Below are 24,137 nucleotides of genomic sequence, written 5' to 3'. Positions count from 1 at the left end.
ATGCGCCTGATCCGCATGCCGCTGGCTGCTGCGTTGGGCATGCTGCTGCTTGGCGGCTGCATGCTCGGCCCCAACTACACCAAGCCACCAGCGGTTGCCGACGCGGCGATGCAGGCACCCGCCCTGCATCGTGCCAGCGGCGCAGACGTGGTCGCCGCCGCACCGTTGAACCATTGGTGGGAGGAATTGCACGACCCGCTCCTGACCCAGTTGGTCACCCAGGCCTTGGCCGACAGCCCCAACCTGCGCGCGGCACAGGCGCGGCTGCGTGCCAATCGCGCGCTGGCACAGCAACGCCGCGCCGAGCGCCTGCCCAAGCTCAACGCCAGCGCGCTGTATGCCTACGCCGAACCGCCGCAGACCATTGTCGACACGCTCGGCGGGCTGCAACAGGGTCAACCCGGCCAGCCGCCGGCGGCCGGCAACCAGGCGCTGAACCTGGAAGAGACGCAGATCTACAGCGCCGGCTTCGATGCGAGCTGGGAGCTGGATTTCTTCGGCCGCCGCCGTCGCGCCGCCGAAGGCGCGCTGGCGCAGGCACAGGCCTCCGAAGCCGAGCTGGCCGATGCGCAGGTGCAGCTGGCCGCCGAAGTCGGGCAGGTCTATCTCAACTACCGCGGCTTGCAGGCGCGCCTGGCCATTGCCGATACCAACCTGGACAAGATCCGCCAGTCGCTGCAGCTGGTGCAGCAACGTCGCGGGCAGGGCGCCGCCTCGGACCTGCAGGTCGAGCAGATCGCCACCCAGGTGCAGCAGCAGCAGGCGCAACGCCTGCCGCTGGAAATGCAGGCGCAGGAAGCGCAGGACCAGCTGGCCCTGATGGTCGGGCGCGAGCCCGGCGCGCTGGATGCCCAGCTCAGCACGCCGCAGCCCTTGCCGATGCTGCCGACACAGGTGCGCGTGGACGATGCCGGCGCGTTGATCCGCCGGCGCCCGGACGTGCGCAAGGCCGAGCGCGAGCTGGCCGCCTCCAGCGCGCAGATCGGCGAGGCGTTCAACGGCTACTTCCCGCAGGTGAGTCTGCTGGGCGGGCTGAGCTGGGTCGCCGGCTCGCCGAGCGATTTCAATTCCGACGCGCTGACCACATTGGCGGTGCCGATGCTGCGCTGGTCGATCTTCGATTTCGGCAAGACCCGCGCGCAGGTGGAGCAGGCGCGTGCCGGCAATGCGGGGCGTACGGCAGCGTACGAAGGGGCCGTGCTGGCTGCCTTGCAGGATGCCAATTCGGCGTTGGCGCGCTTCGGTTCGGCACGCAAGCAGCTGGTGGTCGCACGCCAGGCCGAAGCCTCGGCCACGCGCTCGGCCGGGCTGATGCAGCAGCGTCGCGATGCCGGTGCCACCTCATCGATCGATCTGCTGGATGTGCAGCGCCAGCAGTTGTCGGCGCAGGACGCTGCCGCACAGGCGCAGGTGCAGTTGCTGGTGAATTACGTGGCCCTGCAGAAGAGTCTGGGGCTGGGCTGGAGCGCACCGGCGCAGGACGCGCGCTGAGAGCAGCCAGGGCAATCTGTGACGCGGCAGCCCATGCGCGGCCGCGTCCGGGTTTTGCCATCATGGTCGGCATTGGCCGTTGTGGCGCATGCAATGCGCAATCGAGAGGTTCAATGGCATCCCCCGAGGCCACCCCGCAGCCCCACCTCACCGCTGGCGACGGCGGCTACCTGAGCATCGACGCGGTCCGCAAGGAGTTCGACGGCTTCGTTGCGGTCGACGAGGTCAGCCTGCAGATTCGCAAGGGCGAGATCTTCGCGTTGCTCGGTGGTTCCGGTAGCGGCAAATCCACGCTGCTGCGCTGCCTTGCCGGGTTCGAGCGGCCGACCAAGGGGCGCATTGTCCTGGATGGTCAACCGATCGACGCACTGCCGCCGTACGAGCGCCCGATCAACATGATGTTCCAGTCGTACGCGCTGTTTCCGCATATGAGTGTGGAGCAGAACATCGCCTTCGGGTTGAAGCAGGAAGGCTTGCCCAAGGCTGCGATCGCCAGCCGCGTCGGCGAGATGCTCGAACTGGTGCAGCTTGGCGCGCTGGCCAAGCGCAAGCCGCACCAGCTCTCCGGCGGGCAGCAGCAACGCGTGGCCCTGGCGCGCTCGCTGGCCAAGCGCCCCAAGCTGCTGTTGCTGGACGAACCGATGGGTGCGCTGGATAAAAAACTGCGCTCGCAGATGCAGCTGGAACTGGTCAACATCATCGAAACCTCCGGCGTGACCTGCGTCATGGTCACCCACGATCAGGAAGAGGCCATGACCATGGCCACCCGGATCGCGCTGATGGACCAGGGCTGGATCCAGCAGGTGGGCACGCCCGATGAAATCTACGAGCAGCCGGCCAACCGGTTTGCGGCCGAGTTCATCGGCTCGGTCAATCTGATCGATGCGCTCATCGCCGACGACGCGCCCGAGTACGTCACCTTGAAAACGCCGGCGTTCGATGCCTGCATCCGCATCGGCCACGGCATCACCGGCTTCGAAGGGCAGGCAGTGGCGTTCGCGCTGCGCCCGGAAAAGCTCGCCATCGGCAAGGACGAGCCGGCCCAGGCCTGCAACAAGGCCCAGGGCGTGATCGAAGACATCGCCTATTTCGGCAGCCACTCGGTCTACCACGTGCGCTTGCCCAGCGGGGTCAAGCTGATGGCCAATTTCGCCAATCGCCAGCGCTGGGCCAGCGAAGCGCTGACCTGGGGCGACACCGTGTGGGTCGGGTGGGGCGAAGACGACGGCGTGGTGCTCACCGCATGAGAGCGGCCAGCAAAACTACTGCGCAGCCGCCAGGGGGGCGCGGCCGGTGCTCGGAATCCTCATGTACCACTCGTACACTGCGGTTCCTGCGCGCCGTCCGCGCCCCCCTGGCGGCTGCTCGCTACGTTCTGCTAGCCACTCTTAGCCGTGGGTTGCCGGGCGCGCGCTGGGGCGTGATCGCCGCATCGTATCTATGGCTGCTGGTGTTCTTCGCGATTCCGTTTTTGATCGTGCTGAAGATTTCCTTCGCCGAGCGCGCCACCGCGATGCCGCCGTATACGCCGCTATTGGCGGTTGCTGCCGACGGTGCGGTGAGCCTCAAACTGCATCTGGGCAACTATCTGGCCTTGCTGCGCGACAGCCAGTACGTGGCTGCGTACCTGAGTTCGATCAAGATCGCGGCCATTTCCACGGCGCTTGCGTTGTTGATCGGTTATCCGATGGCGTATGTGATCGCGCGCCTGCCGCTGGCCACACGCAACGTGGCGATGATGCTGGTGGTGCTGCCGTCGTGGACCTCGTTTTTGATCCGCGTGTACGCGTGGATCGGCATTCTCGATGGCAATGGCGTGCTCAATCAGGTGCTGTTGGCGCTGGGTGTGATCAAGCAGCCGTTGCAGTTGTTGTACACGCCGATCGCCGCCTATATCGGCATCGTGTACTGCTATCTGCCGTTCATGGTGTTGCCGCTGTACGCCAACCTGGTCAAGCACGATCAGCGCCTGCTCGAAGCGGCCTACGACCTGGGGGCGCGGCCATGGCAGGCGTTCGCGCGCATCACCTTGCCCCTATCGCGCAACGGCATCGTGGCCGGCTGCATGCTGGTGATGATTCCGGCGGTGGGCGAGTTCGTCATCCCGGAAATGCTGGGCGGGCCGAACACCCTGATGATCGGGCGCGTGCTGTGGGGCGAGTTCTTCAATAACCGCGACTGGCCGGTGGCAGCGGCCGTGGCCACGGTGATGCTGTTGCTGCTGTTGCTGCCGATCGTGATCTTCCACCGCTACCAGCAGCGTGAGCTCGAAGGGCGGCTGACATGATGCGCGCTTCGCGCGGTGGGCGCCTGCTCGGCGGCAGCGTGCTCGCGCTGGGTTTCGGCTTCCTGTACCTGCCGATCCTGTTGTTGATGGTGTATTCGTTCAACGCCTCGCGCCTGGCAACGGTGTGGGGCGGGTTTTCGACCAAGTGGTATGGCGAATTGCTGCGTGACCGGCAATTGCTGGACGCCGCCTGGGTCAGTCTGGAGGTCGCGTTCTGGACGGCCTGCGCATCGACGGTGCTGGGCACGATGGCCGCGATGGCGATGGTGCGCATGCGGCGTTTCCCCGGCAAAACCCTGTTTGGCGCACTGATCACCGCGCCGTTGGTGATGCCCGAGGTGATCATCGGTTTGTCGATCCTGCTATTGCTGGTGTCGATGGGCGGCGTGCTCGGTATGGCGCCGCGCGGCGCGGTGGCGATCTGGCTGGCGCATGTCACCTTCACCGTCTCATTCGTCACGGTGGTGATTTCCTCGCGGCTGCAGGAACTGGACCGCTCGCTGGAAGAAGCGGCGATGGATCTCGGCGCCACACCGTTAAAGGTATTTTTCCTGATCACCTTGCCGATCATCGCGCCGGCCTTGGCATCGGGCTGGCTGCTGGCTTTTACGCTGTCGCTGGACGATGTGGTGATCGCCAGTTTCCTGGCCGGGCCCAATTCCACCACCTTGCCGATCAAGGTGTTCTCGTCGGTGCGCCTGGGCATCAGCCCCAAGATCAACGCCCTTGCCACGGTGATGGTGCTGGCGGTCTCGGCGGCTGCGGTGATCGGCTGGTGGTTGCTGGCGCGCAGCGAAAAACGCCGTTTGCGCGATGCGCAACTGGCGTTGCAGCGCGAAGGTTGAGCGTTGCAGGAGGTCAGTCTTAAGGTCAGGAGACATGCGATGCCTTGCTGCCTGTTTTTCTCTCGCACACCCAGACCAAGCTGATCTCCACGCGTACCAAGGTGTGGTTAGCGAACACGTGCACGCAAACACACTGTTGCAGCAGTTTCAGGCGGTTGTGACGCGGCTACAACTTTCCGGCGACTAGCATGGCGGCCTTGCTATTGGAGAACGCCATGTCCTACGACACCGTCAACCCGGCCAATGGCCAGGTCGAGCACACCCAGCAGACGCTTGACGCCGCTGCTATCGAAGCGCGCCTGGCCGCCTCCGCCAAGGCATTTCCTGCCTGGGCTGCGTTGCCGCTGGGCGAGCGTGGCGCGTTGCTGCGGCGCGTCGGCGAAGAGCTGACCAAGCAACGCGAAGACCTGCAGCGCATCATGACTGCCGAGATGGGCAAGCTGCGCCGCGAGGCGCTGGCCGAGATCGACAAGTGCGCTCAGGCTTGCACGTATTACGCCGAACACGCCGCCGAATATCTGGCGCCGCACAACATTCCCACCGAAGCGCAATCCAGCTACGTGCGCTATGAACCACTGGGCTGCGTGTTCGCAGTGATGCCGTGGAATTTTCCGTTGTGGCAGGCCTTCCGGTTTCTGGCACCCAGCCTGATGGCCGGCAACGTGTCGCTGCTCAAGCACGCCAGCAATGTGCCGCGCTGCGCCGATGCCATGAAGGAGTTGCTCGACGCCGCCGGCATTCCGCCGGGGGTATTCGATGTACTGCATATCGATAACGACCAGGCTGCCGATGTACTGCGCGATGACCGCATTGCCGCGGTGACATTGACCGGCAGCGAACGCGCCGGTCGCTCGCTGGCCGCCAATGCAGGCGACCAACTCAAGAAGTGCGTGATGGAGCTCGGCGGTAGCGACGCGTTCGTGGTGCTGGAAGACGCCGATCTGGCGCACACCGTGCAATCGGCCGTGCAGTCGCGCTTCGACAACAGCGGCCAAACCTGCATCGCCGCCAAGCGTTTCATCGTGGTGGATGCGATCGCCGACCAGTTCATCGAGCGCTTCGTCGCCGCCGCAGCCAAGCGTGTCCTCGGTGACCCGCAGCAAGAGAGCACCACGCTGGCGCCGATGGCACGTGCCGATCTGCGCGACGAATTGCACAAGCAGGTGCAGGCCAGCGTGGAAAAGGGCGCCAAGGTCTTGCTGGGCGGCGAACCCATAGCCGGCTCGCATGCCGGTTATCCGACAACTATCCTCGACAATGTCGCCCCCGGCATGCCGGCCTACGACGAAGAATTGTTCGGCCCGGTCGCCTCGATCATTCGGGTTGCGGATGAAGCAGAAGCGGTGCGCGTCGCCAACGACACCACCTTCGGTCTGGGCGGCAGCGTGTGGAGCGCAGATGCCAAGCGCGGCGAACGCGTGGCGCAGCAGTTGCAGTGCGGCGCGGCATTTGTCAATTCAGTGGTCAAGAGCGATGTACGCTTGCCCTTCGGCGGCATAAAACGTTCCGGCTTCGGCCGCGAACTGGCCGATCACGGCATCCACGAGTTCATGAACATCAAGACGATTTATGTGGCTTGACGGCGGGGATTTGGGATTCGGAATTGGGGATTCGTAAGAGCAGACGATCGCGACTTACGAGCATCCTGGCCCAGGTTGAAAATCAACAACCAGCCAACTGCTCAACTGCTCAAACCAATCCCGAATGCCCGATCTCGAATCTCGGGCCGCACCGCGGCCCTAAAGCCACCGAGCGCGCTTGAACAGGCGATACAACACCAGGCACGAGCCCACGATGCCGGCGACCAGCAGTGGGTAGGCGTAGCGGGCGTCGAGCTCTGGCATGTGGGTGAAGTTCATGCCGTACCAACTGGTGATCAGGGTCGGGGCGGCCAGCAGGGCGGCCCAGGCACCCAGGCGTTTGACGGTCTCGCCCTGGGCGAGCGTGACCATGGAAAGGTTGACGCTCAGCGCAGTGCCCAGCATTTCGCGCAAGGTGTCGATGGCGTCGCTGGTGCGCACGGCGTGATCAAGCACGTCGCGCAGGTAGATGCCCACTTCTTTGTGGATCAGTGAGCCAGGGTTGCGCTTGAGGTGCGAGAGCACATCCTGCAGCGGCGCAACCACCAACCGCATCTTGTTGAGTTCGCGCTTGAGCTCATACAGGCGCACCACCGTTTCGCGCTTGTAGTCATCGGCGAAAATGTCTTTTTCCAGGCGTTCCAGCGTGTCGCGGAACTCGTCCATGATCGGCAGGTAATTGTCGACCACGAAATCGAGCACGCCGTATAGGCCGAACGACGGGCCCATGTGCAGCATCGCCGGCTCGCGTTCAACGCGATGACGCACCGGCGCGTACGACAGCGATGCGCCGTGGCGCACGGTCAGCAGAAAGCGTTTACCCAGGAACGCATGCGTCTCGCCATAGCGGATGCGCTCGTTGACCAACTGCGCGGTATTGACCACCACGAACAAGGAATTGCCGTAACTCTCGGCCTTGGGTCGCTGATGCGCTTTGAGTGCATCTTCGATCGCCAGATCGTGCAGGCCGAATTCGTCCTGCAACTTGTGCAGCACCGATTCCTGCGGTTCGTACAGACCCACCCAGACGAAGCCATCCGGGCGCTGCAGCACATCGCTGATCTGTTCCAGGCTGATGTCGTGGCGCTTGCCGTCACCGTCGTAGTAGGCGCAGGTGATGACGCAGGACGGATTATCGGGGTGATGGCCGTGATTGTTCATGGGCGCATCATTAAAGTCAGCGCGTGCGGACGGGCAGGTCACGCGGCCGCAGGGCAATTGCGAGCGCGGTGTGGATCGGCAACAGCAGCATGACCCATTGCAGGTTGTCCTGCGCCTGGAACGACAGCCAGTGAATCAGCAACGCCACCAGCGCACCTGCCGCAACCACCCAGGACAGCACGGTGAACCAGCGGCCCGGCCTATGGCCCAACTGCAGCCGGATGCCACCGAACCACAGCAAGACACATAGCGGGTTGACCAGCAATAGATTGCGGTTGGCCCATGCCGATTGATGCGCGGTGAATCCCCACAGATACACCAACAGCCCGCCGCCGATGGCGCAGAACAGCCACAGCGGTAACGCCAGTCCGGCCAGCAGGCGCTGCCTGCGACCCAAGGCCAGCACACCTGCGGCGACGATGAGCCCGGTCAACAGCCAAGGCCACCAGTGTCGCTGCTCTTCGGCTGGCTCCGGCGCGATGCGATGCGGCAGCAACACCTGCGTGGATTGCACCAACGGGCGACCGGCACTGTTGTGCACCTGGGTCAGGCTGTCAGCCAGCCGCATCGGCACGAAGGCTTCTTCCCAACGCGACAACGGACGGTCTGCGTACGGCCCCAGGCCCAGGTCGAAGCCCAGCCACATCCATGGGGCAGGCGAGGCCAGGCGAATCGCTTCGCTGCGGAAGGTGTTGCCACGCGAGCGGCCGGCCAGTTGCGATTTGAGCGCGCCGCCCATCGCACGGTCCAGGGTGTCGCGGACCATGGTGGCGCAGTTGGCCATGAAGTAATCGTAGTGGTAGCGCGCGTTTTCCGGCTGGCTACGCACCGCAAGACCGTCGGCCAGCGCCCGTGCCTGGTCGGGCGGCAGATCCAGCCACTGAATGCTGACACCGCGGCCAGCGTCGCGATATTGCGACAGGTCTTCTTCCAGCGGCAGCGCGACCAGGTAGTACATCATTTCGCCGCGCGCAAAACGCGGCACGAAATCCGGCTCGCTCGGGTCGAAGAAGCCGAAATTGTAGGAGGTGGCCTGTTGCGTGCGCGGGTCGACCACCACAATGGCATCGTGGCCGAAGCGCTCGAAGAACACTTCGCCAGGTTGCATGGTCACCACGCCGACGCGTGGCGCCGATTGGGAGGCAGTAGCGGCGTCCGGCGCGGGCGCTTGCGCGAAAGTAGCCGGCGTCACTAACAGCGCCAGCAATACCAGCAGCCAGCATGCAGCCCAACGCCGGGCGCTGCAGCGCACGCGCGCTGCAACGGTCATGCCATGCGACAGGTTCAAGCGTCGTCCTGCGGGTCGGGCGGCAGAATGGTGACGTGGAAGGCATGCACGCGCCGCGCATCGGCCTTGGCCACCCGAAACGCAAACCGCCCCAGCGTCAGCTCTTCGCCGGTTTCAGGCAGATGCCCGATCGCATCGGTGACCAGCCCGCCGACGGTGTCGTATTCGTCGTCGGGGAACTCGGCACCGAAGCGCTCGTTGAAGTCTTCGATCGGCGTCAACGCATCGACCACATAGCGTCCATCGGCCTGGATCGCGATGAGCGACTTCTCTTCTTCGGCATCGTCGTGCTCGTCGTCGATCTCGCCGACGATCTGCTCCAGCACGTCCTCGATGGTGACCAGCCCGGCGACACCGCCGTACTCGTCCACCACGATCGCCATGTGATTGCGCGAGAGGCGAAATTCCTTGAGCAAGACGTTGAGCTTCTTGGATTCGGGGATCAGCACCGCCGGGCGCAGCAATTCGCGCACATTGCCAGGGCCGTTGTCGGCCACAACGCCGCGCAGCAGGTCCTTGGCCAGCAGGATGCCGAGCACTTCGTCCTTGTTCTCGCCGTGGACCGGGAAGCGCGAATGGCCGGATTCGACCACCTGCTTCATCAGGTCGATAAAACGCGCTTCCACTGGCAGCGAGACCATCTGCGAGCGCGAGATCATTACATCGCCCACGGTGAGCTCGGACACGGAAATCGCGCCTTCCATCATGCGCAAGGTGTCTGCGGCGATAAGACCGTCCTGTTCGGCGGTCCGCAGCAAGGCGACGAGTTCGTCGCGGGTGTGGGGTTCGCCAGAGAAGGCAGCGCTGAGGCGCTCGAGCCAGCTACGGCGTTTTTCCGGTGTTTCGGGGGATTGGCTACTGTCGTCTTCGGACATCGTGACGGGGAAGGGCACCCGGCAAACCAGGCGTTAGCCGTCAGTCTAGCAGGAAGCCGGCAAGGCGCTGTGGATGCGCCGTTGCCTGGTGAGGCTCAGGTCGGCTAACAAAACCATAGCGAGCGGTCGTCAGACCGGTGTGCACGCCGCGCTCGGAACCGCAGTGTACGAGTGGTACATGCCGAATCCGCGCGCCGGCCGCGCCCGCACGGCGGCGCAATCGTTTTGTTGGCGGCTCTTAGGGCAGATCCAGGCTGTAGCCGCAGCCAACCACGGTCTTGCCGGGATGCGATTTGACGTTGGTCACGCTCAGCACGACCGATTCGATCATCGCCTCGCCGGTCTTGGGGTTGGTGGTGTCTTCGCTGACCAGCTCACGCCCGTACATCACCTTCTCGGCGTTATCCACGCCCAGTTCCAGGTTCAATTGCTTGGCGAGCGGGCGCGGGTCGGGCAGGTCCAGGATCGCCATGACGCTGGCACCGGAAAACGCGATGTGGGTGGTGCTGTGGCCGAACACGCTGATCGGCGTGTTGAGCGTGTATTCGGTCATGAACAGGTTGGATTGATCCAGCGGCGTCCAGCCTAATGCGACTGCTTTGAGCGGGTCGGCCAGCACCGGCGCCAGCGCGCTGAAGTCGCCGATGCGCTGGCGGCATTCGATCAACGCCGGCAGGTCCGGCCGCACCGGCGCAGTTTGTGCCCATGCGCCGGGGACGTTCAGCAGTAGCAGGGCACCGGCAATGCAACGACGCATCACGGCTCTCCCGCGTACGGATCGTCGATGCCGAGGTCGGCCAGGATCTCGCGTTCGAGTTGCTCCATCGCGTCGGCCTCCTTGTCGTCTTCGTGATCCCAGCCGAGCAAATGCAAGGTGCCGTGCACGGTGAGGTGCGCGTAGTGTGCGGCCAGCGATTTGCCTTGCTCGGCGGCCTCACGTGCTACCACCGGTGCGCAGATCACCAAATCGCCCAGCAGCGGCATCTTGATGCCCTGGGGCAGACCTTTCGGCAGCTCGGCGGGGAAGCTCAGCACGTTGGTGGCGTAGTCCTTGCCGCGGTAATGATGATTGAGCGAGCAGCCTTCCTTCTCGTCGACCACGCGCACTGCCAGGTCGGCCTCGCGGATGCGTCCCTTCAGCGCAGCGGCCACCCACTTGCGAAAGCTCACCGCCGACGGCAAGCCGGCGCGCGGCAGCGCGTAACTGACGGCAACGTCGAGGCGGACAGGTCCACGGGTCATGGCAAAGGCTTCCTGAGCTAAAGGGTCAACGCATGCAGGTGACCAGCAGCATCACCGCGGGCCCGTTGGCCACGCGGTAACGGAACTGCCGAGCGGACCGCGCGCGCAATCGCGATTGTAGTCCCGCGCCCGCAACCTTGAAACAAACCCGGGCTGATCGTGCACCCAGACGGCCGCAATACCGCTTTCCAACAGGGTGACGGCCAGCCGTTGGCTCGAGCGATGCGCGTGCGCGATCGGCGAGCTGTCACAGCCCTTTGCATCGCGCACTGTTCCCGCCAGGTCCAGTAGCCAGCGCGCGCTGCGGCCCTTCCAGTACGCGACTCGCGCAGGATCATTACTGTTCTGCATGTCGCCCTGCGCCTGATTTGCCAGGTCTTCCAGATACGCAGTCGGAATGCTGACGCTGGTCTGCGCGGCGGCCAGCGAAACGCACGGTGGCGTGACCTGGGTTGCCGGAATCACATCGCGATCCACGATCGAAATGCCAGAAGGACGTGGCGCTTCGGTCGCGTCGATTGCCCCCACGGCTGCCAGTCCGCTTGCCAACACCAGACTGGCAATGCGAGGGCTCACTCAGCGTTGCCCTTGGTCGCGTTTTCCTGCTGATCACGCTTGTCATAGGCAGTCACAATGCGCTGCACCAAGGGATGACGCACAACGTCGCGTGCTTCGAAAAACGTGAAACTGGTGCCTTCCACTTCGCGCAGAACTTCGATCGCATCGCGCAGGCCGGATTTGACGTGCTTGGGCAGATCGATCTGGGTGAGGTCGCCGGTCACCACCGCCGTGGAGCCGAAGCCCAGGCGGGTCAGGAACATCTTCATCTGCTCAATGGTGGTGTTTTGCGCCTCGTCCAGAATCACGTACGCATCGTTTAGCGTGCGGCCGCGCATGTACGCCAGCGGCGCAATTTCGATGACGTTGCGCTCCAGCAGCTTGACCACTTTTTCCACGCCCAGCATTTCGTACAGCGCGTCATAGAGTGGGCGCAGGTACGGGTCGACCTTCTGGCTGAGATCGCCTGGCAAAAAGCCTAGCTTCTCACCGGCTTCCACTGCCGGGCGCACCAGGATCAAGCGCTGCACACGCGATTCGTTGAGCGCCTCGACCGCGCACGCTACCGCCAGGAAGGTCTTGCCGGTACCGGCCGGGCCGATACCAAAATTGATGTCGTGCGTGGCAATCGCATGCAGGTATTTGGCTTGGTTAGCACCCCGGCCACGCACGGTGCCGCGCTTGACCTTGATGGCGACATCCTGGGCCTGATACGCGTGCTCGACCACCTGGTCGAGCACGCGTCGTTGAGCCGCAGATGGATCGCGTGGGTGTCGAAGGTGGTGGCAGCGGCTTCTTGGTATAACGCGGTCAACAGCGACTGCGTGGCGGTGATGGCCGGCTCCGGTCCAGTGACCCGGAAGATGTTGCCGCGGTTGGCGATCTCGACGCCAAGCTTGAGTTCGATCTGGCGCAGATGCGCATCGAACGGGCCGGCCAGATTGGCCAGCCGCTCGGTATCGTCGGGTTCCAGGGTGAAGTCGCGGTGTGCTGATGCGTTCATGATTAGATCGGACAGCGCACGCAGGTGCGCGTCGGCAGGGCGGGATCAAAAGGGTAGCGCGCGGCATGTGATCCCACCAACACACCGGGCTGCGCGGTACTGCGGACATGCAGCCGTCTGCAGAAGCGCGCAGGTTTTCCACAAGCGCTGTGGAGTCACGCATCACTAACCTGTGGATAAAAGTCGTCGCGCTTACTGGCACAGGGTCTGCGGGGCCGGTGGTGAAAAAACGCCAGTGCCGACTGGGTTGTCCACACAGGATGTGGATCGAATTCGGCAAAGCCTGTGGGTAAGTGCAGCGAGGCCTTACGCTGCAAGGCGCTGCAGATGGGTGGTGAAATTTTGACCATTGCGCCCGACACGCTTCGGCGCGTCGTTGCGCTGCTTGAAGGGGCGCGGCATTGCGCAGCACCCACGCGCCATCACCGCGCGCTGTCGTCCAATTGGATGCGCCCACGCAGCGAATTGCTCATCGCCTCGGTGATCAACACGTCCACGAACTGCCCAATCAAACGCGGGTTGCCCGGGAAATTCACCGGGCGCATGTTCTCGCTCTTGCCGGTCAATTCGTTCGGGTCGCGCCGCGAGGGGCCTTCCACCAGCACGCGTTGCACGCTGCCCACCATCGATTGCGAAATGCTTGCCGCATGCGCGCTGATGTGCGCTTGCAGACGCGCAAGACGCGCCTGCTTCACCGCTTCCGGCGTGTCGTCCTGTAGGTCCGATGCCGGGGTGCCGGGGCGACGCGAATACACGAACGAAAAGCTCTGGTCGAAGCCCACGTCTTCAATCAGTTTCATGGTCTTTTCGAAGTCCGCTTCGGTTTCGCCGGGAAAGCCGACGATGAAATCCGAACTGATCGAAATATCCGGGCGCACCGCACGCAGCTTGCGGATCTTGGATTTGAATTCCAGCGCGGTGTAGCCACGCTTCATCGCCGACAGAATGCGGTCGCTGCCTGCTTGCACCGGCAGATGCAGATAGTTGGCCAGCTGCGGCACATCGCGGTACGCATCCACCAGCGAATCGGAAAACTCCAGCGGGTGCGAAGTAGTGAAACGGATCCGGCCGATGCCGTCGATTTGCGCAATGGTGCGAATCAACAAGCCCAGATCGGCGTACTGCGCGGCGTCGCCGGCATCGGCGCCGTACGCACCGCGATACGCATTGACGTTCTGGCCGAGCAGGTTGATCTCGCGCACGCCTTGCGCTGCCAATTGCGCCACTTCCACCAGCACGTCTTCGAACGGCCGGCTGACTTCTTCGCCACGGGTGTAGGGCACCACGCAGAACGAGCAGTATTTGGAGCAGCCCTCCATGATCGACACGAACGCCGACGGGCCATCGGCCCGCGGCTCGGGCAGGCGATCGAACTTCTCGATCTCCGGGAAGCTGATGTCCACCTGCGACTTGCCCGATTCGCGCCGGGCACGGATCAGCTCCGGCAACCGGTGCAAAGTCTGCGGGCCGAACACCAGGTCTACGTAGGGCGCACGCTTGACGATGGCTTCGCCTTCCTGCGAGGCCACGCAGCCACCAACGCCGATGATCACCGGCTTGCCGCCGGCCTTCAGTGCCTTCCAGCGCCCCAACTGGCTGAAGACCTTTTCCTGCGCCTTTTCGCGGATGGAGCAGGTGTTGACCAACACCACGTCCGCATCTTCCGGGTTATCGGTCAGCTCCAGGCCTTCGGAAGCAGCGAGTACGTCGGCCATCTTGGCCGAGTCGTACTCGTTCATCTGGCATCCGTGGGTCTTTATATAGAGCTTGCCGCGCACCACGGCAGGCGCGGACGGGCGCGCCACGGGCAATGGCAACAGGGCGGGTGCATCCACGGCGGTGGCCGTGGACAGGTCGGAAACGGATGTCCCGGGCATGGCGCTTATTCCAGACGGGTAGAAGATAGCCGCCCAGTTTACCCGCTTGCGCCAGCAGCGTCCGCCCCGGCGGGGGCATCGACCGCCTGGGCGCGCGCCACTGCCGGGCGTGCAGCCATCCGGGCGATGTAGGCGCGGGTGGGTGCGGGCGGGTCGATCAGGCCAAATTCCACCATCCACGCCAGCGCGCCACCCCACAGCACATCGGCCGCACTGCAGCGACAGCCCAGCACGTAATCGCCCTTTGCCAGCTGCGCATCAACCACCGCCAGCACGGTGTCGGCGCTGGCGTAGGGCGAGAGCGAGCGCGGCGGCGCGTCACGCTTGAGCACAAGATCCATGATCGCCGGCTCGAAGGCCGAGCCATAGAACGCCAACCAGCGCAGGTAGGCACCACGGTCGGCATCGCCCGGCGCGGGCGACAAACCGGCTTCCGGGTAGAGCTCTGCCAGATATTGGTAGATGGCGCCCTGTTCGGTGACCACGCTGCTGCTATGAACAATGGTCGGGATCTTGCCCATGGGGTTGATGGCAAGGAATTCCGGCGTGCGCTGTTGCTCCTTTGCCAGATCGATGGGGTGCACGCTGTAGGTCGCGTCCAGTTCTTCCAGCAGCACCAGCACGCCACGCGAGCGGGAGCGGGGATTATGGAAGAGGGTGATATGGCGGTCGTCGGGCATTGCGGTCTCCAGGCTGACTGCGGTGACGAAGCGGGTCATGGCTGATGTGCCGATCTTACGGGGCGCTTGCGGACAGTTTTTGTCCGCAATACGGTGGCGCGATGGCTTCTACCGCTGCCCGTCTGTTGCGTCTGCTTTCCCTGCTGCAAGGTGGCCGCAGCTGGTCTGGCGTGGCTCTGGCAGAGCGCTTGGACATTCATCCGCGCAGTCTGCGGCGCGATATCGAGCGCCTGCGCGAATTGGGTTACCCGGTGCGCGCCGCGCCTGGCAGCGGCGGTGGTTACCGTCTGGGGCAGGGCGCGGCGGCGTTACCACTGCTATTTGAAGAAGACGAGGCGCTGACGGTGGCGGTTGCCTTGCGCGCCGCCGCACCGGCCGTGCGCGGCATGGATGCCGCGGCCGCACGCGTAATGGCCAAACTGGACCCGCTGCTGCCGCGCAGCGGCCAGCGTGCCAGTGCCGCGCATGCCGCCATGGCCAGCATGCCGGCCGCCGAAACGGAACCGCTGGTCGATGCGGCCTTGCTCGCACAGCTTGCCGCTGCCTGCCGCGACCGGGTCACTTTGCGGCTGGACTATCGGCGCCATTCCGGCGCGGCCTTCACCCGCAACGTCGAGCCGGCGCTGCTGGTGAACTACGGGCGGCGCTGGTATCTGCTGGTCTGGGACTGCGAGCGTCAGGACTGGCGTAGCCTGCGCGTGGACCGGATCGATCAGGCGGTCGCCACCGGCACGCGGTTCACCGCCCGCGCATTGCCCGAGGAACCGCTGCAGCTGTTGCGCAAAGCCATTGGCGAGGCGCCGTTCCCGTGCCGGGCGCGGGTCCGCCTGGCCGGGACTGTGGAGACATTGGCAGCCCGCATCCCGCCTTGGTTGGGTGCCTTGGAGGCGGATGGCCCTGCGCGTTGCTGGCTGGGTCTTGGTGCGCCGAGCATGCCCGCGCTGGCGGCCAACCTGTTGCTGCTAGACCTGCCGTTCGACGCGATTGCGCCGGCCGAAGCGCGTACCGCGCTGACCCAGGCGCTGAACGCGTTGCGCGGGCAACTGGATCGGCTGCCGCAGTAGGCTGGCCGCCACTTGGCAAGCCCTGGGCAAGCTGGGACACTGCGCCGCATGAAGGGGAAGTCAAGATTGCTGGGGCTACTGCTTGTCACGTTGTCGGCTGCGCCGGTCAGCGCCGGCACGCTGTACAAGTGCGTCAGCGGCGACGGCATCACCAGCTATCTGAGCAAGCGTCAGAGTGGCGCTACTTGCAGCGTCATCAGCAGCTACACGCCGGATCGCTCTGTCCGTCGTTTGCCACCGTCCGTGCCAGCGGCAGCGGGCATGTCCGCCAGCCCTGCGCGCAGCATGGCCACTATCGACAGCGGCGCGCCGGCCACTATCATCAGCCAGCCGGTCAGCCACTCGCCACGCCGTGCTGCCGAGGTCGCTTCGACGCTGGCGCCGCGTGCGTTGCCGGCGTCGGCCACCTTGGTGGTGCCCCCGCCAGCGGCAGCAGCGGTCAACCCACGCAGGGTGGTCAGCGGGCAGGTGTACTCCTATATGAAGGACGGTGTGCGCCACTACACCAGCACCCGTCCGCGCCAGGTCGCTAGCATCGAAGGCCTGCGCACCATCCATTACAGTTTTATCGAAACCTGCTACGCCTGCGGTGCCAAGCCTGGCGTCAACTTCGGTGCGATCCGCCTCAACACCAACGCCTATCAGCAGGAAATCGCAGCGGCGGCGCACGAGTTTGGGGTAGAGGAATCGATTGTGCGCGCCATCATCCACGCCGAATCGGCCTACAACCCGCTTGCGCTCAGTCGCGCTGGCGCACAAGGCCTGATGCAGTTGATGCCGGGTACCGCACGCCGCTTCGGTGTCAGCGACGCCTATGATGCAACGCAAAATATTCGCGGCGGCGTGCAGTATCTGTCCTGGCTGCTGAAACGCTTCAATGGCGACCTTACCCTGGCTGCTGCCGGCTACAACGCGGGCGAGGGCGCGGTGGACCGTTATGGCGGCGTGCCACCATATAGCGAGACCCAGCGTTACGTGCAACGTGTGGGTGTATTGGCCGGCCGCTATCGTGGCCAGGCGACTGCGGCTAACTGACGCGGCAACGAACGACGGTGCGGCCGGCTAGCAGGCGAGCGCGGCTGGTGCTCGGGTCTTGCACGTCGCATGCACCTCGCCCCTGCGGAATCCAGGGCTGCCCGACGATTGCTGGTTACGTTCGCAGCCACACTATATGGTGATGTTCGTCAGAGCGCTGGGCAAAGTGCGGCGGGCAGATTGCTTTCGTATTGGCGATGTCCGTTGCAATACTCGCGGCGAATTGTGGGCGATCGTATTTGCTGCGCTTGCACCATGTCTACGGGCCACAGCACGCACGCATTGCTATCGCGGGTGACGTACGGCACTACGTCACAGCCGAACACACCTTCCACGTGCTCTGCGATCCACATGATCGGCGCTCCTCTGCATCGGCCGTTGCATCGTATGTGGCTGACTGCGTACATTGCATTGTCTGTGCATTAAGCGTTCCGCTACACTGCGGTCGATTCATCGCGGCTGGACCCCCCGCCAGCCGTTGGCAGCCTCACGCTACCTAATCAAGATCGGAGAGCCGGATGGCCAACGATGGGGTTAACGCACCTGCTGATATCGGGCGTCGTCGGTTTTTAACCGCGACAACGGCCGTGGTCGGTGCGGTCGGAGCAGGATTCGTCGCAGTTCCGTTCGTGAAGTCGTGGAACCCCAGTGCACGTGCCAAGTTGGCCGGCGCACCGGTGACCGCCGACATCAGCGCCTTGCAGGAAGGCCAGCGCATGGTCCTTGAATGGCGCGGTCAGCCAATCTGGATCGTCAAGCGCTCCAAAGTCATGCTCGACGCACTCCCGTCGCTGGACGACCGGCTCAAGGACCCCAAGTCCGAGAACAAGGATCAGCAGCCGGAGTACGTGCTGAAAAACCCGGAATACCGCTCGATCAAGTCCGACATCTCGGTGCTGGTCGGGCTGTGTACACATCTGGGTTGCTCGCCGGAGATGGTCGCCGAGATCCGCCCCGAGCCTTACGACCCGCAGTGGAAGGGCGGTTATTTCTGCCCCTGCCACAAGTCGCGGTTCGACATGTCCGGCCGCGTCTTCGATGGCGTGCCGGCACCGATCAATCTACTGGTGCCCCCACACCATTACGTGGACGACAACACCTTGGTGATCGGCGTCGATCCTGATGGTGCCGGTACGTTGGCCAAAAGCACGGGGGCTGCCTGATGAGCAATGTTCTGGTCCGTACCGCCAACGGCGTCTTCGAGTGGGTCAACGAGCGCGCGCCCGGGCTGATGCCCATGTACCGCAAGCACATCACCGAGTACTACGCGCCGAAGAACTTCAACCTCTGGTACTACTTTGGCTCGCTGGCCATCGTGGTGCTGGTGAATCAGATCGTCACCGGCATCTTCCTGACGATGCACTACAAGACCAGCGCCGCCGATGCGTTCGCTTCGATCGAATACATCATGCGCGACGTGGAGTGGGGCTGGCTGATCCGCTACATGCACAGCACCGGCGCCTCGCTGTTCTTCATCGTGGTGTACCTGCACATGTTCCGCGGCTTGATGTACGGCAGTTACCAAAAGCCGCGCGAGCTGGTGTGGATTCTCGGCATGCTGATCTACCTGGTGCTGATGGCCGAAGCCTTCATGGGCTATGTGCTGCCGTGGGGCCAGATGTCGTTCTGGGGCGCCAAGGTGATCATCTCGTTGTTCGGCGCCATTCCGGTGATCGGTAATGGGCTGACCGAATGGATCATGGGCGACTACCTGCCCGGCGATGCCACGCTCAATCGCTTCTTCGCGTTGCACGTGATCGCGCTACCGTTGGTGCTGCTGCTGTTGATCGTGCTGCATATCGGCGCGCTGCACGAAGTGGGTTCCAATAATCCAGACGGCGTGGACATCAAGAAGGGTCCCAAAGGCAATCGTTGGGATGCGCACAAGCCGGCCGATGGCATTCCGTTCCATCCGTATTACACGGTCAAGGATCTGGTCGGTGTCGGGTTCCTGCTGCTGATCGCGGCCTTCATCATCTTTTTTGCGCCGGCATTTGGCGGTCTGTTCCTGGAGCACGACAACTTCACCGAGGCCAACCGGCTGGTGACGCCGGAGCACATCAAGCCAGTGTGGTACTACACGCCGTACTACGCGATGTTGCGGGTGGTGCCGAACAAACTCGGTGGCGTACTGGTGATGTTCTCGGCCATCGCGATCCTGTTCCTGGTGCCCTGGCTGGATCGCGCCAAGGTGCGCTCGGTGCGCTACCGCGGCTGGATTTCCAAGGTGGCATTGGGCGTGCTGGTGGTGTGCTTCGTGTGGCTGGGTGTGATTGGTTCCGGCCCCGGTACCGACGCGCATGAAACCTATGTCGGGCGCGTGCTGACCTTCCTTTACTTCGCCTTCTTCATCACCATGCCGGTGTGGACGCGGCTGGACAAAACCAAGCCGGTTCCGGAACGGGTGACCACCCATGACTAACTCCAACGTGACGTCATGGAAGTCGCGCGTGGTCGCCTTGCTGTGCGGCCTGTTGATTGCCGGTGGCGCAATGGCGGCCGAAGGTCGGGCGGTGCAGCATGCAGGCAATGACCTGAGCGACCGCGCTTCGCTGCAACGCGGCGCGCAGCTGTTCATGAATTACTGCTCCGGCTGCCACTCGCTGAAATACCTGCGTTATTCGCGCATGGCCAGCGACTTGGGCTTGAGCGAAGAAGAGGTCATGACCAACCTCAACTTCACCGGTGCCAAAGTTGGCGAACACATCGAAGGCACCATGCCGCACGATGCGGCGACCAAGTGGTTTGGCAAGGCGCCGCCGGATCTGACTTTGATCGCGCGCGTGCGCGGCACCGACTGGGTCTATACCTACCTCAAGTCGTTCTATCTGGATCAGACACGCCCGCTGGGCTGGAACAACAAGCTGTTCCCAAACGCATCCATGCCTAACCCGCTGTGGGATTTGCAAGGCTTGCAGCAGGCCCAATTCGGCCCGCCCGACAAGGCCACTGGCGATAAACCTGTGGAAGGGTTGAAGCTGGGACAGCCGGGCCGCCAAACGCCGGTGGAGTTCGATCAGACCGTGCGCGATATCACCAACTTCCTGGAGTACGCTGGCGAACCGGCCGCATTGAAGCGCCAGAGCATGGGCGTGTGGGTGGTGCTGTTCCTGGCGCTGCTCACCTTCCTCGCGTACCTGTTGAAGAAGGAATATTGGAAGGACGTGCATTGAACGCTGCACATGGCGTCATTGGTTGCAATGACGAATACGCGCTGCGGGGCTGGGATAGCCAAGCGTTGCATAGCCGAGCCTCTTAGCTTTTCCTTCTGTGGGAGAGCGTAGCTCTCTCTCTGTCCAGGAGAGCCTGTAGCCCCTCTCCCGTCGGGACAGGGGTTGTGGGGTGAGGGTCGGTAAGCTAGCAGCGCCTCTGTTGAAGCCATCAGCTTCGAGGCCTGCAATATCGTTGTGGCACCCGCACGTCACCCAGTTTCCGTGTAACAGCGCAATAACCGCCTTATCGGAACGTTAATAAGCCCTATCACTCTTGGCTTTTGCGTGACGTGATTGCACACTCGATAGACCGTGGTGACGGTCGGCGTTGGGCCGGCTGCACCGATGCGGCCGGCGGATTCCGGTCGTCGGAGAGCCTTGAATGGCGACGAGTGTGCGTATGCGGAATACCTTGACTTTGTTTTCGTCCAACGACGACGTGTTGTGCCACCGGGTTCGTCTGGTCCTGGCGGCGAAAGGGGTGACCTACGACCTGGTGCCGGTCGACCCACAAAATCCTCCCGAAGATCTCATCGATCTCAATCCCTATCATTCGGTGCCGACGCTGGTCGAACGCGACCTGGTGCTGTACGCCGCGTCGGTGGTCAGCGAATACCTGGACGAGCGCTACCCGCATCCGCCGTTGATGCCGGTCGACCCGCTATCGCGCGCGCGTCTGCGCCTGGCGATGCTGCGCATCGAGCACGATTGGGTGCCGCAAGTACAAGCGGTCCAGCTCGGCAACAAGACCCAGGCTGAGGCCGGCCGCAAGCGTCTGAAAGAACTGCTCACGGCATCGGTGCCGTTGTTCAAGGCCAGCAAATTCTTCCTCAACCCGGAAATGAGTCTGGCCGATTGCGCGATGGCGCCGATCATCTGGCGACTGGACGCGCTGGAGATCAGCCTGCCCAAGGACGGCAAGGCGATCGAGGATTACGGCAACCGCATTTTTCGCAACCCGGGTTTCATCCGCAGCCTGACCGATCAGGAAAAGAAGCTGCGTGATCTGCCGGGCTGATGCGACGGCTGTATGCCAACAGACCGACGTCCGATCGCGTGGCCGCCGCTGCGGGTCGTGTGCGGGTAAAATGAGGCTATGAGCGAAGATTTCCCCCGTATGACCAGCCATCGCCCGTACCTGTTGCGGGCCTTGGTTGAATGGATCAACGACAACGGCATGACGCCGCACGTTTTGGTAGATGCAGGCCTGCCCGGTGTGCAGGTGCCTGCCAGTGCCGTCAAGGACGGTCGCGTCGTGTTGAATATCGCCGAACGCGCGGTGGTTGGCCTGCAGGTCGACAACGAGAGCGTGAGTTTTACCGCGCGCTTCGGTGGCGTGAGCCACCCGGTAATGGTGCCGATGGCGGCCGTGCTGGCGGTGTATGCGCGCGAAACCGGGCAGGGCATGGCGTTGCCGGACGACATTCCCGGTACCAGCAGCGAGCCGCCTGATCCGGGCGCGCCGCCGCCGGGTGCGCCAACGCCGGACGAACCACCGAGTGGCGGTAAGCGCCCGCATCTGCGCGTGGTCAAGTAGAAGCAACAACAAACCGCCTGCGCAATCGCCAGGCGGTTGCGGCCGGTAGCTGAAATCGGAATGTGCGACTCGTGCGCTGCGGAGCTTGCGTCACGTCCGCATCCATTTAGCGGCTGCTTGCTACCGTGTGGTCGCCATAAGAGCAGCAAGCATCGGCGGTCTGTAGTTCACGCGATTGGAGGGTTTCAGTGCACGTAGAGCGCGCTCGCCATATCGATTGCAGCGCGCCGGATGCATCCGGCGCGGTCGACGATGACTACGAGTACGACATCTATCGCTTCGTGGATGGCGCGCGCTGTCTGTTCGCACGCAGCTACACCGATACGCCGAATGAGGCGCACTTTCTCAGCATCGAGGTCGGTGGCAAGTCGCGTCTGTTGAAGGATGCCGACTTGCTGGATCCGTTGTGCGTGTTTGCGCAGGCGCAGCTGCGTCAGGAGGGCAAGCAGCAGCTGTGCTGGCTGAGTGGCAGAGGGAATGGTTACGAACCCGTGCCCCCGAGTTCCATGTCTGGAGAATGAAGTAACGAGGGCTGAAACTCGCGCCAGATGCGGGAATCTCTAGCTGCTCCGGTCAACGGTAATAGCGTGTAGAGACAGGTCGCCAATCGAGAGATCCAGAGTGGATCGGCCGATCAATCACCCTGACGTGCGCCTAAGTGACGCTGCGACTACGGCGATGTCAGGTGTGAGCACCAGCACGTTAAGTTCGCTGCGATCACCCACGCAACGAATCGCCCGTCACTCCAGCCGCTCTTGCTCCGGGTGCAACGCCCGTACGGTGGCGACCTGCGGGCCGGTAAAGGCAATCAGTTGATCGCCCCGCAATACCAGCTTGCCGCTATGCCGATCCGCGCCGTCGTAGGAATACTCAAAACGGAAGGTGCGTTCGAAGCCGAGCCAGCCGTTGGGCATCCTGCAGATGCGGATGTTGGTGGAATGCACGCTCTGGTCCAGCCACTGCACATCGGCCGCGCGGCAGGCATTGCGACCGAGGATGTCGGCACGTTCGGCGGCAGCGCGCGAGGAGTTCCAGAACGCGAACAGCGCGGCGCCGGCGATCATGAAAAGAATCAGGCTAGGCATGTCGTCAATGTGCCATGGCATGCGCCCGGTGGACAATCGCTGTCTTGGCGCCGCAGCGTTGCGAACGCGTCGCCTTGTGGGCGGCAGAGACCGGCACCAAGGCATATGACGCCAATGCCACGGCCTTGCTCGCCGACAAGCGCAACGCGGTCGATGGCTTCGATCCGCATCTGCATTCCGCCGCTGCGGCGTTGAGGGCAGATGGTGCGCGAGCAGCGCTGCCTGGAGCTGCGTGGGCGTGCTGGAGGTGCAGCGTTCCTCGAATTGGCGGCTGGCGCGAGGAGCCGCCGTCCGGCGCGCTGGCTGATACCGCAAGCGCCCGATGTGCCGTGGCGTGCAGCAGCTACTTGCCTCTTGTGTTGCCGTTTTAGGTCGATGCCCGGTGCTGGGATGCTGTTCGGTTGCTGTTACAGCAAGCGCGCTGTGCGCAGGCCTGGCAACGTTGGCTCAGTCCGCTGGCAGGTGCGCAACCATCGTTGCCAGGGTCGCGTTGAACTGACCGTTGCGCTCGGCATCACGGAACGGGCGAACCCGGCTGACGCAGACTTCGGCAGGCGAGCGGGCGCTCGCGGGGTCGGGATGCAGTAGCGCCATGACCTCATCGGCGAAGGCGTCGAGCGGCATCGAGTTCGGATCTTGCGACTGGCCGGGCGTCAGCTCCGTCTGTACCTGCGGCGGTACGATCTCGATCACTTCCACCCGTCCCTGCAGCAATGGCCGCAGCGCGGCGGTGTAACTGTGCAGCGCGGCCTTGCTAGCACTGTAGGTGGGCGCGGCCGGATAGGGCACGAAGGCCGTGCCCGAGGAGACATTGAGCAGGGCCGCATCCGGCTGCGCGCGCAGATGCTCGATCAGTGCGTCGATCAAGCGGATGGGGCCGAGCACGTTGGTCAGGAGCATGCGTTTGGCGTCGGCCAGGCTGCGCTGTCGCCGGGGATCTTCGCTGGCGTAGGTGCCTGCGTTGTTGACTAGCACATTGAGGTTGGGAAAGGCCTCTATTAGCTCGCGCGCAAACGCCTGGACGGCGTCGGCATCGTCGATGTCCAGCGTGCGCACCTGCATGCCGGCGTGACCCGCTGCGGTCCCCTCCAGCGCGGTGCGGCGACGCCCTGCGACGATCACGCGATTGCCCGCCGCATGCCAGCGCTGGGCGAGTGCCCGCCCGATCCCCGAACCGCCGCCCGTCACCAGGATGGTATTGCCGCTTGCCTTCATGATGCTGCCCTCTCGAGGTTGCCTGGGGAGCGAGGGAGCGTAGTGAGGCGCTCGGGAGACGCCTGTGAATGCCGGTGAATCCATTCACCGCCCGCTGTAGAT

General features: G+C 63.8%; 23 protein-coding genes, 2 other RNA genes and 1 pseudogene. 14 read left to right on the top strand and 12 right to left on the bottom strand.

All coding sequences use genetic code 11. From position 1 onward, the window contains the following. The 6 genes from KWO_RS12480 (at position 1) to KWO_RS12455 (ending at position 6,203) form a co-directional block, all read left to right on the top strand. A complete protein-coding gene (locus KWO_RS12480) occupies positions 1–1,491 on the top strand; it encodes an efflux transporter outer membrane subunit (RefSeq protein ID WP_010382466.1) in 1,491 nt (496 codons plus the stop codon). Positions 1,492–1,604: 113 nt separating this feature from the next. Then, complete coding sequence (locus tag KWO_RS12475; RefSeq protein WP_017112535.1) at positions 1,605–2,738, top strand: ABC transporter ATP-binding protein; 1,134 nt, start codon at positions 1,605–1,607, stop codon at positions 2,736–2,738. 61 nt (positions 2,739–2,799) lie between these two features. Then, positions 2,800–2,875, top strand: a non-coding RNA gene (locus tag KWO_RS12470) — sX9 sRNA. After that, a complete protein-coding gene (locus KWO_RS12465) occupies positions 2,867–3,778 on the top strand; it encodes an ABC transporter permease subunit (protein WP_033006817.1) in 912 nt (303 codons plus the stop codon). Before KWO_RS12470 ends, KWO_RS12465 begins: the two co-directional genes overlap by 9 nt. Beyond that, complete coding sequence (locus KWO_RS12460) at positions 3,775–4,623, top strand: ABC transporter permease subunit (protein ID WP_010382459.1); 849 nt, start codon at positions 3,775–3,777, stop codon at positions 4,621–4,623. The genes KWO_RS12465 and KWO_RS12460 overlap by 4 nt, the downstream gene beginning before the upstream one ends. 215 nt (positions 4,624–4,838) lie before the next feature. Then, on the top strand, positions 4,839–6,203 hold the full coding sequence (locus tag KWO_RS12455) for an NAD-dependent succinate-semialdehyde dehydrogenase (RefSeq protein ID WP_010382458.1): 1,365 nt from the start codon (positions 4,839–4,841) through the stop codon (positions 6,201–6,203). Positions 6,204–6,362: 159 nt separating this feature from the next. Here KWO_RS12455 and KWO_RS12450 read toward each other — a convergent pair whose 3' ends face one another. From KWO_RS12450 to KWO_RS12405, 10 genes and pseudogenes are all read right to left on the bottom strand, one after another. After that, on the bottom strand, positions 6,363–7,364 hold the full coding sequence (locus KWO_RS12450) for a magnesium and cobalt transport protein CorA (protein WP_010382456.1): 1,002 nt from the start codon (positions 7,362–7,364) through the stop codon (positions 6,363–6,365). Between the two features lie 16 nt (positions 7,365–7,380). Continuing rightward, positions 7,381–8,634 carry a lipoprotein N-acyltransferase Lnb domain-containing protein gene (locus KWO_RS12445; RefSeq protein WP_227479766.1) on the bottom strand — a complete coding sequence of 418 codons (1,254 nt, stop codon included), beginning with the start codon at positions 8,632–8,634 and terminating at the stop codon, positions 7,381–7,383. 14 nt (positions 8,635–8,648) lie between these two features. Then, on the bottom strand, positions 8,649–9,527 hold the full coding sequence (locus KWO_RS12440) for a CorC family transporter (RefSeq protein WP_010382452.1): 879 nt from the start codon (positions 9,525–9,527) through the stop codon (positions 8,649–8,651). Positions 9,528–9,629: 102 nt separating this feature from the next. Next, positions 9,630–9,707, bottom strand: a non-coding RNA gene (locus KWO_RS12435) — sX9 sRNA. Between the two features lie 58 nt (positions 9,708–9,765). Then, positions 9,766–10,284 (bottom strand): hypothetical protein, encoded by a 519-nt coding sequence (locus KWO_RS12430; protein WP_010372566.1) that lies wholly within the window; start codon positions 10,282–10,284, stop codon positions 9,766–9,768. Next, positions 10,284–10,769: an rRNA maturation RNase YbeY gene (gene ybeY / locus KWO_RS12425; protein WP_010382450.1), complete on the bottom strand. Its 486-nt coding sequence runs from the start codon at positions 10,767–10,769 to the stop codon at positions 10,284–10,286. Before ybeY ends, KWO_RS12430 begins: the two co-directional genes overlap by 1 nt. Positions 10,770–10,820: 51 nt before the next feature. Beyond that, a complete protein-coding gene (locus KWO_RS12420) occupies positions 10,821–11,345 on the bottom strand; it encodes a hypothetical protein (RefSeq protein ID WP_010382448.1) in 525 nt (174 codons plus the stop codon). Then, a pseudogene (locus KWO_RS12415) lies at positions 11,342–12,330 on the bottom strand (PhoH family protein). Before KWO_RS12415 ends, KWO_RS12420 begins: the two are co-directional and overlap by 4 nt. 422 nt (positions 12,331–12,752) lie before the next feature. Beyond that, positions 12,753–14,207, bottom strand: coding sequence for a tRNA (N6-isopentenyl adenosine(37)-C2)-methylthiotransferase MiaB (gene miaB / locus KWO_RS12410; protein ID WP_010382439.1), 1,455 nt, complete (start codon positions 14,205–14,207; stop codon positions 12,753–12,755). 38 nt (positions 14,208–14,245) lie between these two features. Next, positions 14,246–14,887 carry a glutathione S-transferase family protein gene (locus tag KWO_RS12405; protein ID WP_033007007.1) on the bottom strand — a complete coding sequence of 214 codons (642 nt, stop codon included), beginning with the start codon at positions 14,885–14,887 and terminating at the stop codon, positions 14,246–14,248. A 101-nt stretch (positions 14,888–14,988) separates the two neighbouring features. Between KWO_RS12405 and KWO_RS12400 the strand changes: the two genes are divergently transcribed. The 8 genes from KWO_RS12400 to KWO_RS12365 all read left to right on the top strand — a co-directional run bounded on the left by KWO_RS12400 (position 14,989) and on the right by KWO_RS12365 (position 22,256). Then, positions 14,989–15,951, top strand: coding sequence for a helix-turn-helix transcriptional regulator (locus KWO_RS12400; RefSeq protein ID WP_017112345.1), 963 nt, complete (start codon positions 14,989–14,991; stop codon positions 15,949–15,951). A gap of 48 nt (positions 15,952–15,999) precedes the next feature. Further along, positions 16,000–16,986, top strand: coding sequence for a lytic transglycosylase domain-containing protein (locus KWO_RS12395; protein ID WP_026112450.1), 987 nt, complete (start codon positions 16,000–16,002; stop codon positions 16,984–16,986). A 518-nt stretch (positions 16,987–17,504) separates the two neighbouring features. Further along, positions 17,505–18,149 carry a ubiquinol-cytochrome c reductase iron-sulfur subunit gene (gene petA, locus KWO_RS12390; protein ID WP_010382428.1) on the top strand — a complete coding sequence of 215 codons (645 nt, stop codon included), beginning with the start codon at positions 17,505–17,507 and terminating at the stop codon, positions 18,147–18,149. Continuing rightward, entirely contained in the window at positions 18,149–19,408 is a 1,260-nt protein-coding gene (locus KWO_RS12385; RefSeq protein WP_010382426.1) for a cytochrome b, read from the top strand. Before petA ends, KWO_RS12385 begins: the two co-directional genes overlap by 1 nt. Then, entirely contained in the window at positions 19,401–20,159 is a 759-nt protein-coding gene (locus tag KWO_RS12380) for a cytochrome c1 (protein WP_017113706.1), read from the top strand. Before KWO_RS12385 ends, KWO_RS12380 begins: the two co-directional genes overlap by 8 nt. A gap of 421 nt (positions 20,160–20,580) precedes the next feature. After that, positions 20,581–21,216: a glutathione S-transferase N-terminal domain-containing protein gene (locus KWO_RS12375; protein ID WP_010372598.1), complete on the top strand. Its 636-nt coding sequence runs from the start codon at positions 20,581–20,583 to the stop codon at positions 21,214–21,216. A 78-nt stretch (positions 21,217–21,294) separates the two neighbouring features. Further along, entirely contained in the window at positions 21,295–21,735 is a 441-nt protein-coding gene (locus tag KWO_RS12370; RefSeq protein WP_010382423.1) for a ClpXP protease specificity-enhancing factor, read from the top strand. Between the two features lie 188 nt (positions 21,736–21,923). Then, on the top strand, positions 21,924–22,256 hold the full coding sequence (locus tag KWO_RS12365; RefSeq protein ID WP_010382420.1) for a hypothetical protein: 333 nt from the start codon (positions 21,924–21,926) through the stop codon (positions 22,254–22,256). A gap of 219 nt (positions 22,257–22,475) precedes the next feature. Here KWO_RS12365 and KWO_RS12360 read toward each other — a convergent pair whose 3' ends face one another. Together KWO_RS12360 and KWO_RS12350 are read right to left on the bottom strand one after the other, a co-directional pair. After that, on the bottom strand, positions 22,476–22,856 hold the full coding sequence (locus KWO_RS12360; protein ID WP_026113196.1) for a DUF3301 domain-containing protein: 381 nt from the start codon (positions 22,854–22,856) through the stop codon (positions 22,476–22,478). 411 nt (positions 22,857–23,267) lie between these two features. Continuing rightward, complete coding sequence (locus KWO_RS12350; protein WP_010382414.1) at positions 23,268–24,035, bottom strand: SDR family oxidoreductase; 768 nt, start codon at positions 24,033–24,035, stop codon at positions 23,268–23,270. Positions 24,036–24,137: the final 102 nt, after the last annotated feature.

The sequence above is a fragment of the Xanthomonas vasicola pv. musacearum NCPPB 4379 genome (assembly GCF_000277895.2).
Classification (GTDB): domain Bacteria; phylum Pseudomonadota; class Gammaproteobacteria; order Xanthomonadales; family Xanthomonadaceae; genus Xanthomonas; species Xanthomonas vasicola.
This window is presented reverse-complemented; position numbering and strand designations above follow the sequence as displayed.

Coding starts and splice junctions, on each gene's coding strand:
- KWO_RS12380 (WP_017113706.1), top strand. CDS start 19,401: ATGACTAACTCCAACGTGACGTCATGGAAGTCGCGCGTGGTCGCCTTG.
- KWO_RS12450 (WP_010382456.1), bottom strand. CDS start 7,364: ATGAACAATCACGGCCATCACCCCGATAATCCGTCCTGCGTCATCACC.
- miaB (WP_010382439.1), bottom strand. CDS start 14,207: ATGCCCGGGACATCCGTTTCCGACCTGTCCACGGCCACCGCCGTGGAT.
- KWO_RS12385 (WP_010382426.1), top strand. CDS start 18,149: ATGAGCAATGTTCTGGTCCGTACCGCCAACGGCGTCTTCGAGTGGGTC.
- KWO_RS12475 (WP_017112535.1), top strand. CDS start 1,605: ATGGCATCCCCCGAGGCCACCCCGCAGCCCCACCTCACCGCTGGCGAC.
- KWO_RS12455 (WP_010382458.1), top strand. CDS start 4,839: ATGTCCTACGACACCGTCAACCCGGCCAATGGCCAGGTCGAGCACACC.
- KWO_RS12480 (WP_010382466.1), top strand. CDS start 1: ATGCGCCTGATCCGCATGCCGCTGGCTGCTGCGTTGGGCATGCTGCTG.
- KWO_RS12370 (WP_010382423.1), top strand. CDS start 21,295: ATGAGCGAAGATTTCCCCCGTATGACCAGCCATCGCCCGTACCTGTTG.
- KWO_RS12375 (WP_010372598.1), top strand. CDS start 20,581: ATGGCGACGAGTGTGCGTATGCGGAATACCTTGACTTTGTTTTCGTCC.
- KWO_RS12460 (WP_010382459.1), top strand. CDS start 3,775: ATGATGCGCGCTTCGCGCGGTGGGCGCCTGCTCGGCGGCAGCGTGCTC.
- KWO_RS12405 (WP_033007007.1), bottom strand. CDS start 14,887: ATGCCCGACGACCGCCATATCACCCTCTTCCATAATCCCCGCTCCCGC.
- KWO_RS12395 (WP_026112450.1), top strand. CDS start 16,000: ATGAAGGGGAAGTCAAGATTGCTGGGGCTACTGCTTGTCACGTTGTCG.
- ybeY (WP_010382450.1), bottom strand. CDS start 10,769: ATGACCCGTGGACCTGTCCGCCTCGACGTTGCCGTCAGTTACGCGCTG.
- KWO_RS12445 (WP_227479766.1), bottom strand. CDS start 8,634: ATGACCGTTGCAGCGCGCGTGCGCTGCAGCGCCCGGCGTTGGGCTGCA.
- petA (WP_010382428.1), top strand. CDS start 17,505: ATGGCCAACGATGGGGTTAACGCACCTGCTGATATCGGGCGTCGTCGG.
- KWO_RS12400 (WP_017112345.1), top strand. CDS start 14,989: ATGGCTTCTACCGCTGCCCGTCTGTTGCGTCTGCTTTCCCTGCTGCAA.
- KWO_RS12440 (WP_010382452.1), bottom strand. CDS start 9,527: ATGTCCGAAGACGACAGTAGCCAATCCCCCGAAACACCGGAAAAACGC.
- KWO_RS12430 (WP_010372566.1), bottom strand. CDS start 10,284: ATGCGTCGTTGCATTGCCGGTGCCCTGCTACTGCTGAACGTCCCCGGC.
- KWO_RS12350 (WP_010382414.1), bottom strand. CDS start 24,035: ATGAAGGCAAGCGGCAATACCATCCTGGTGACGGGCGGCGGTTCGGGG.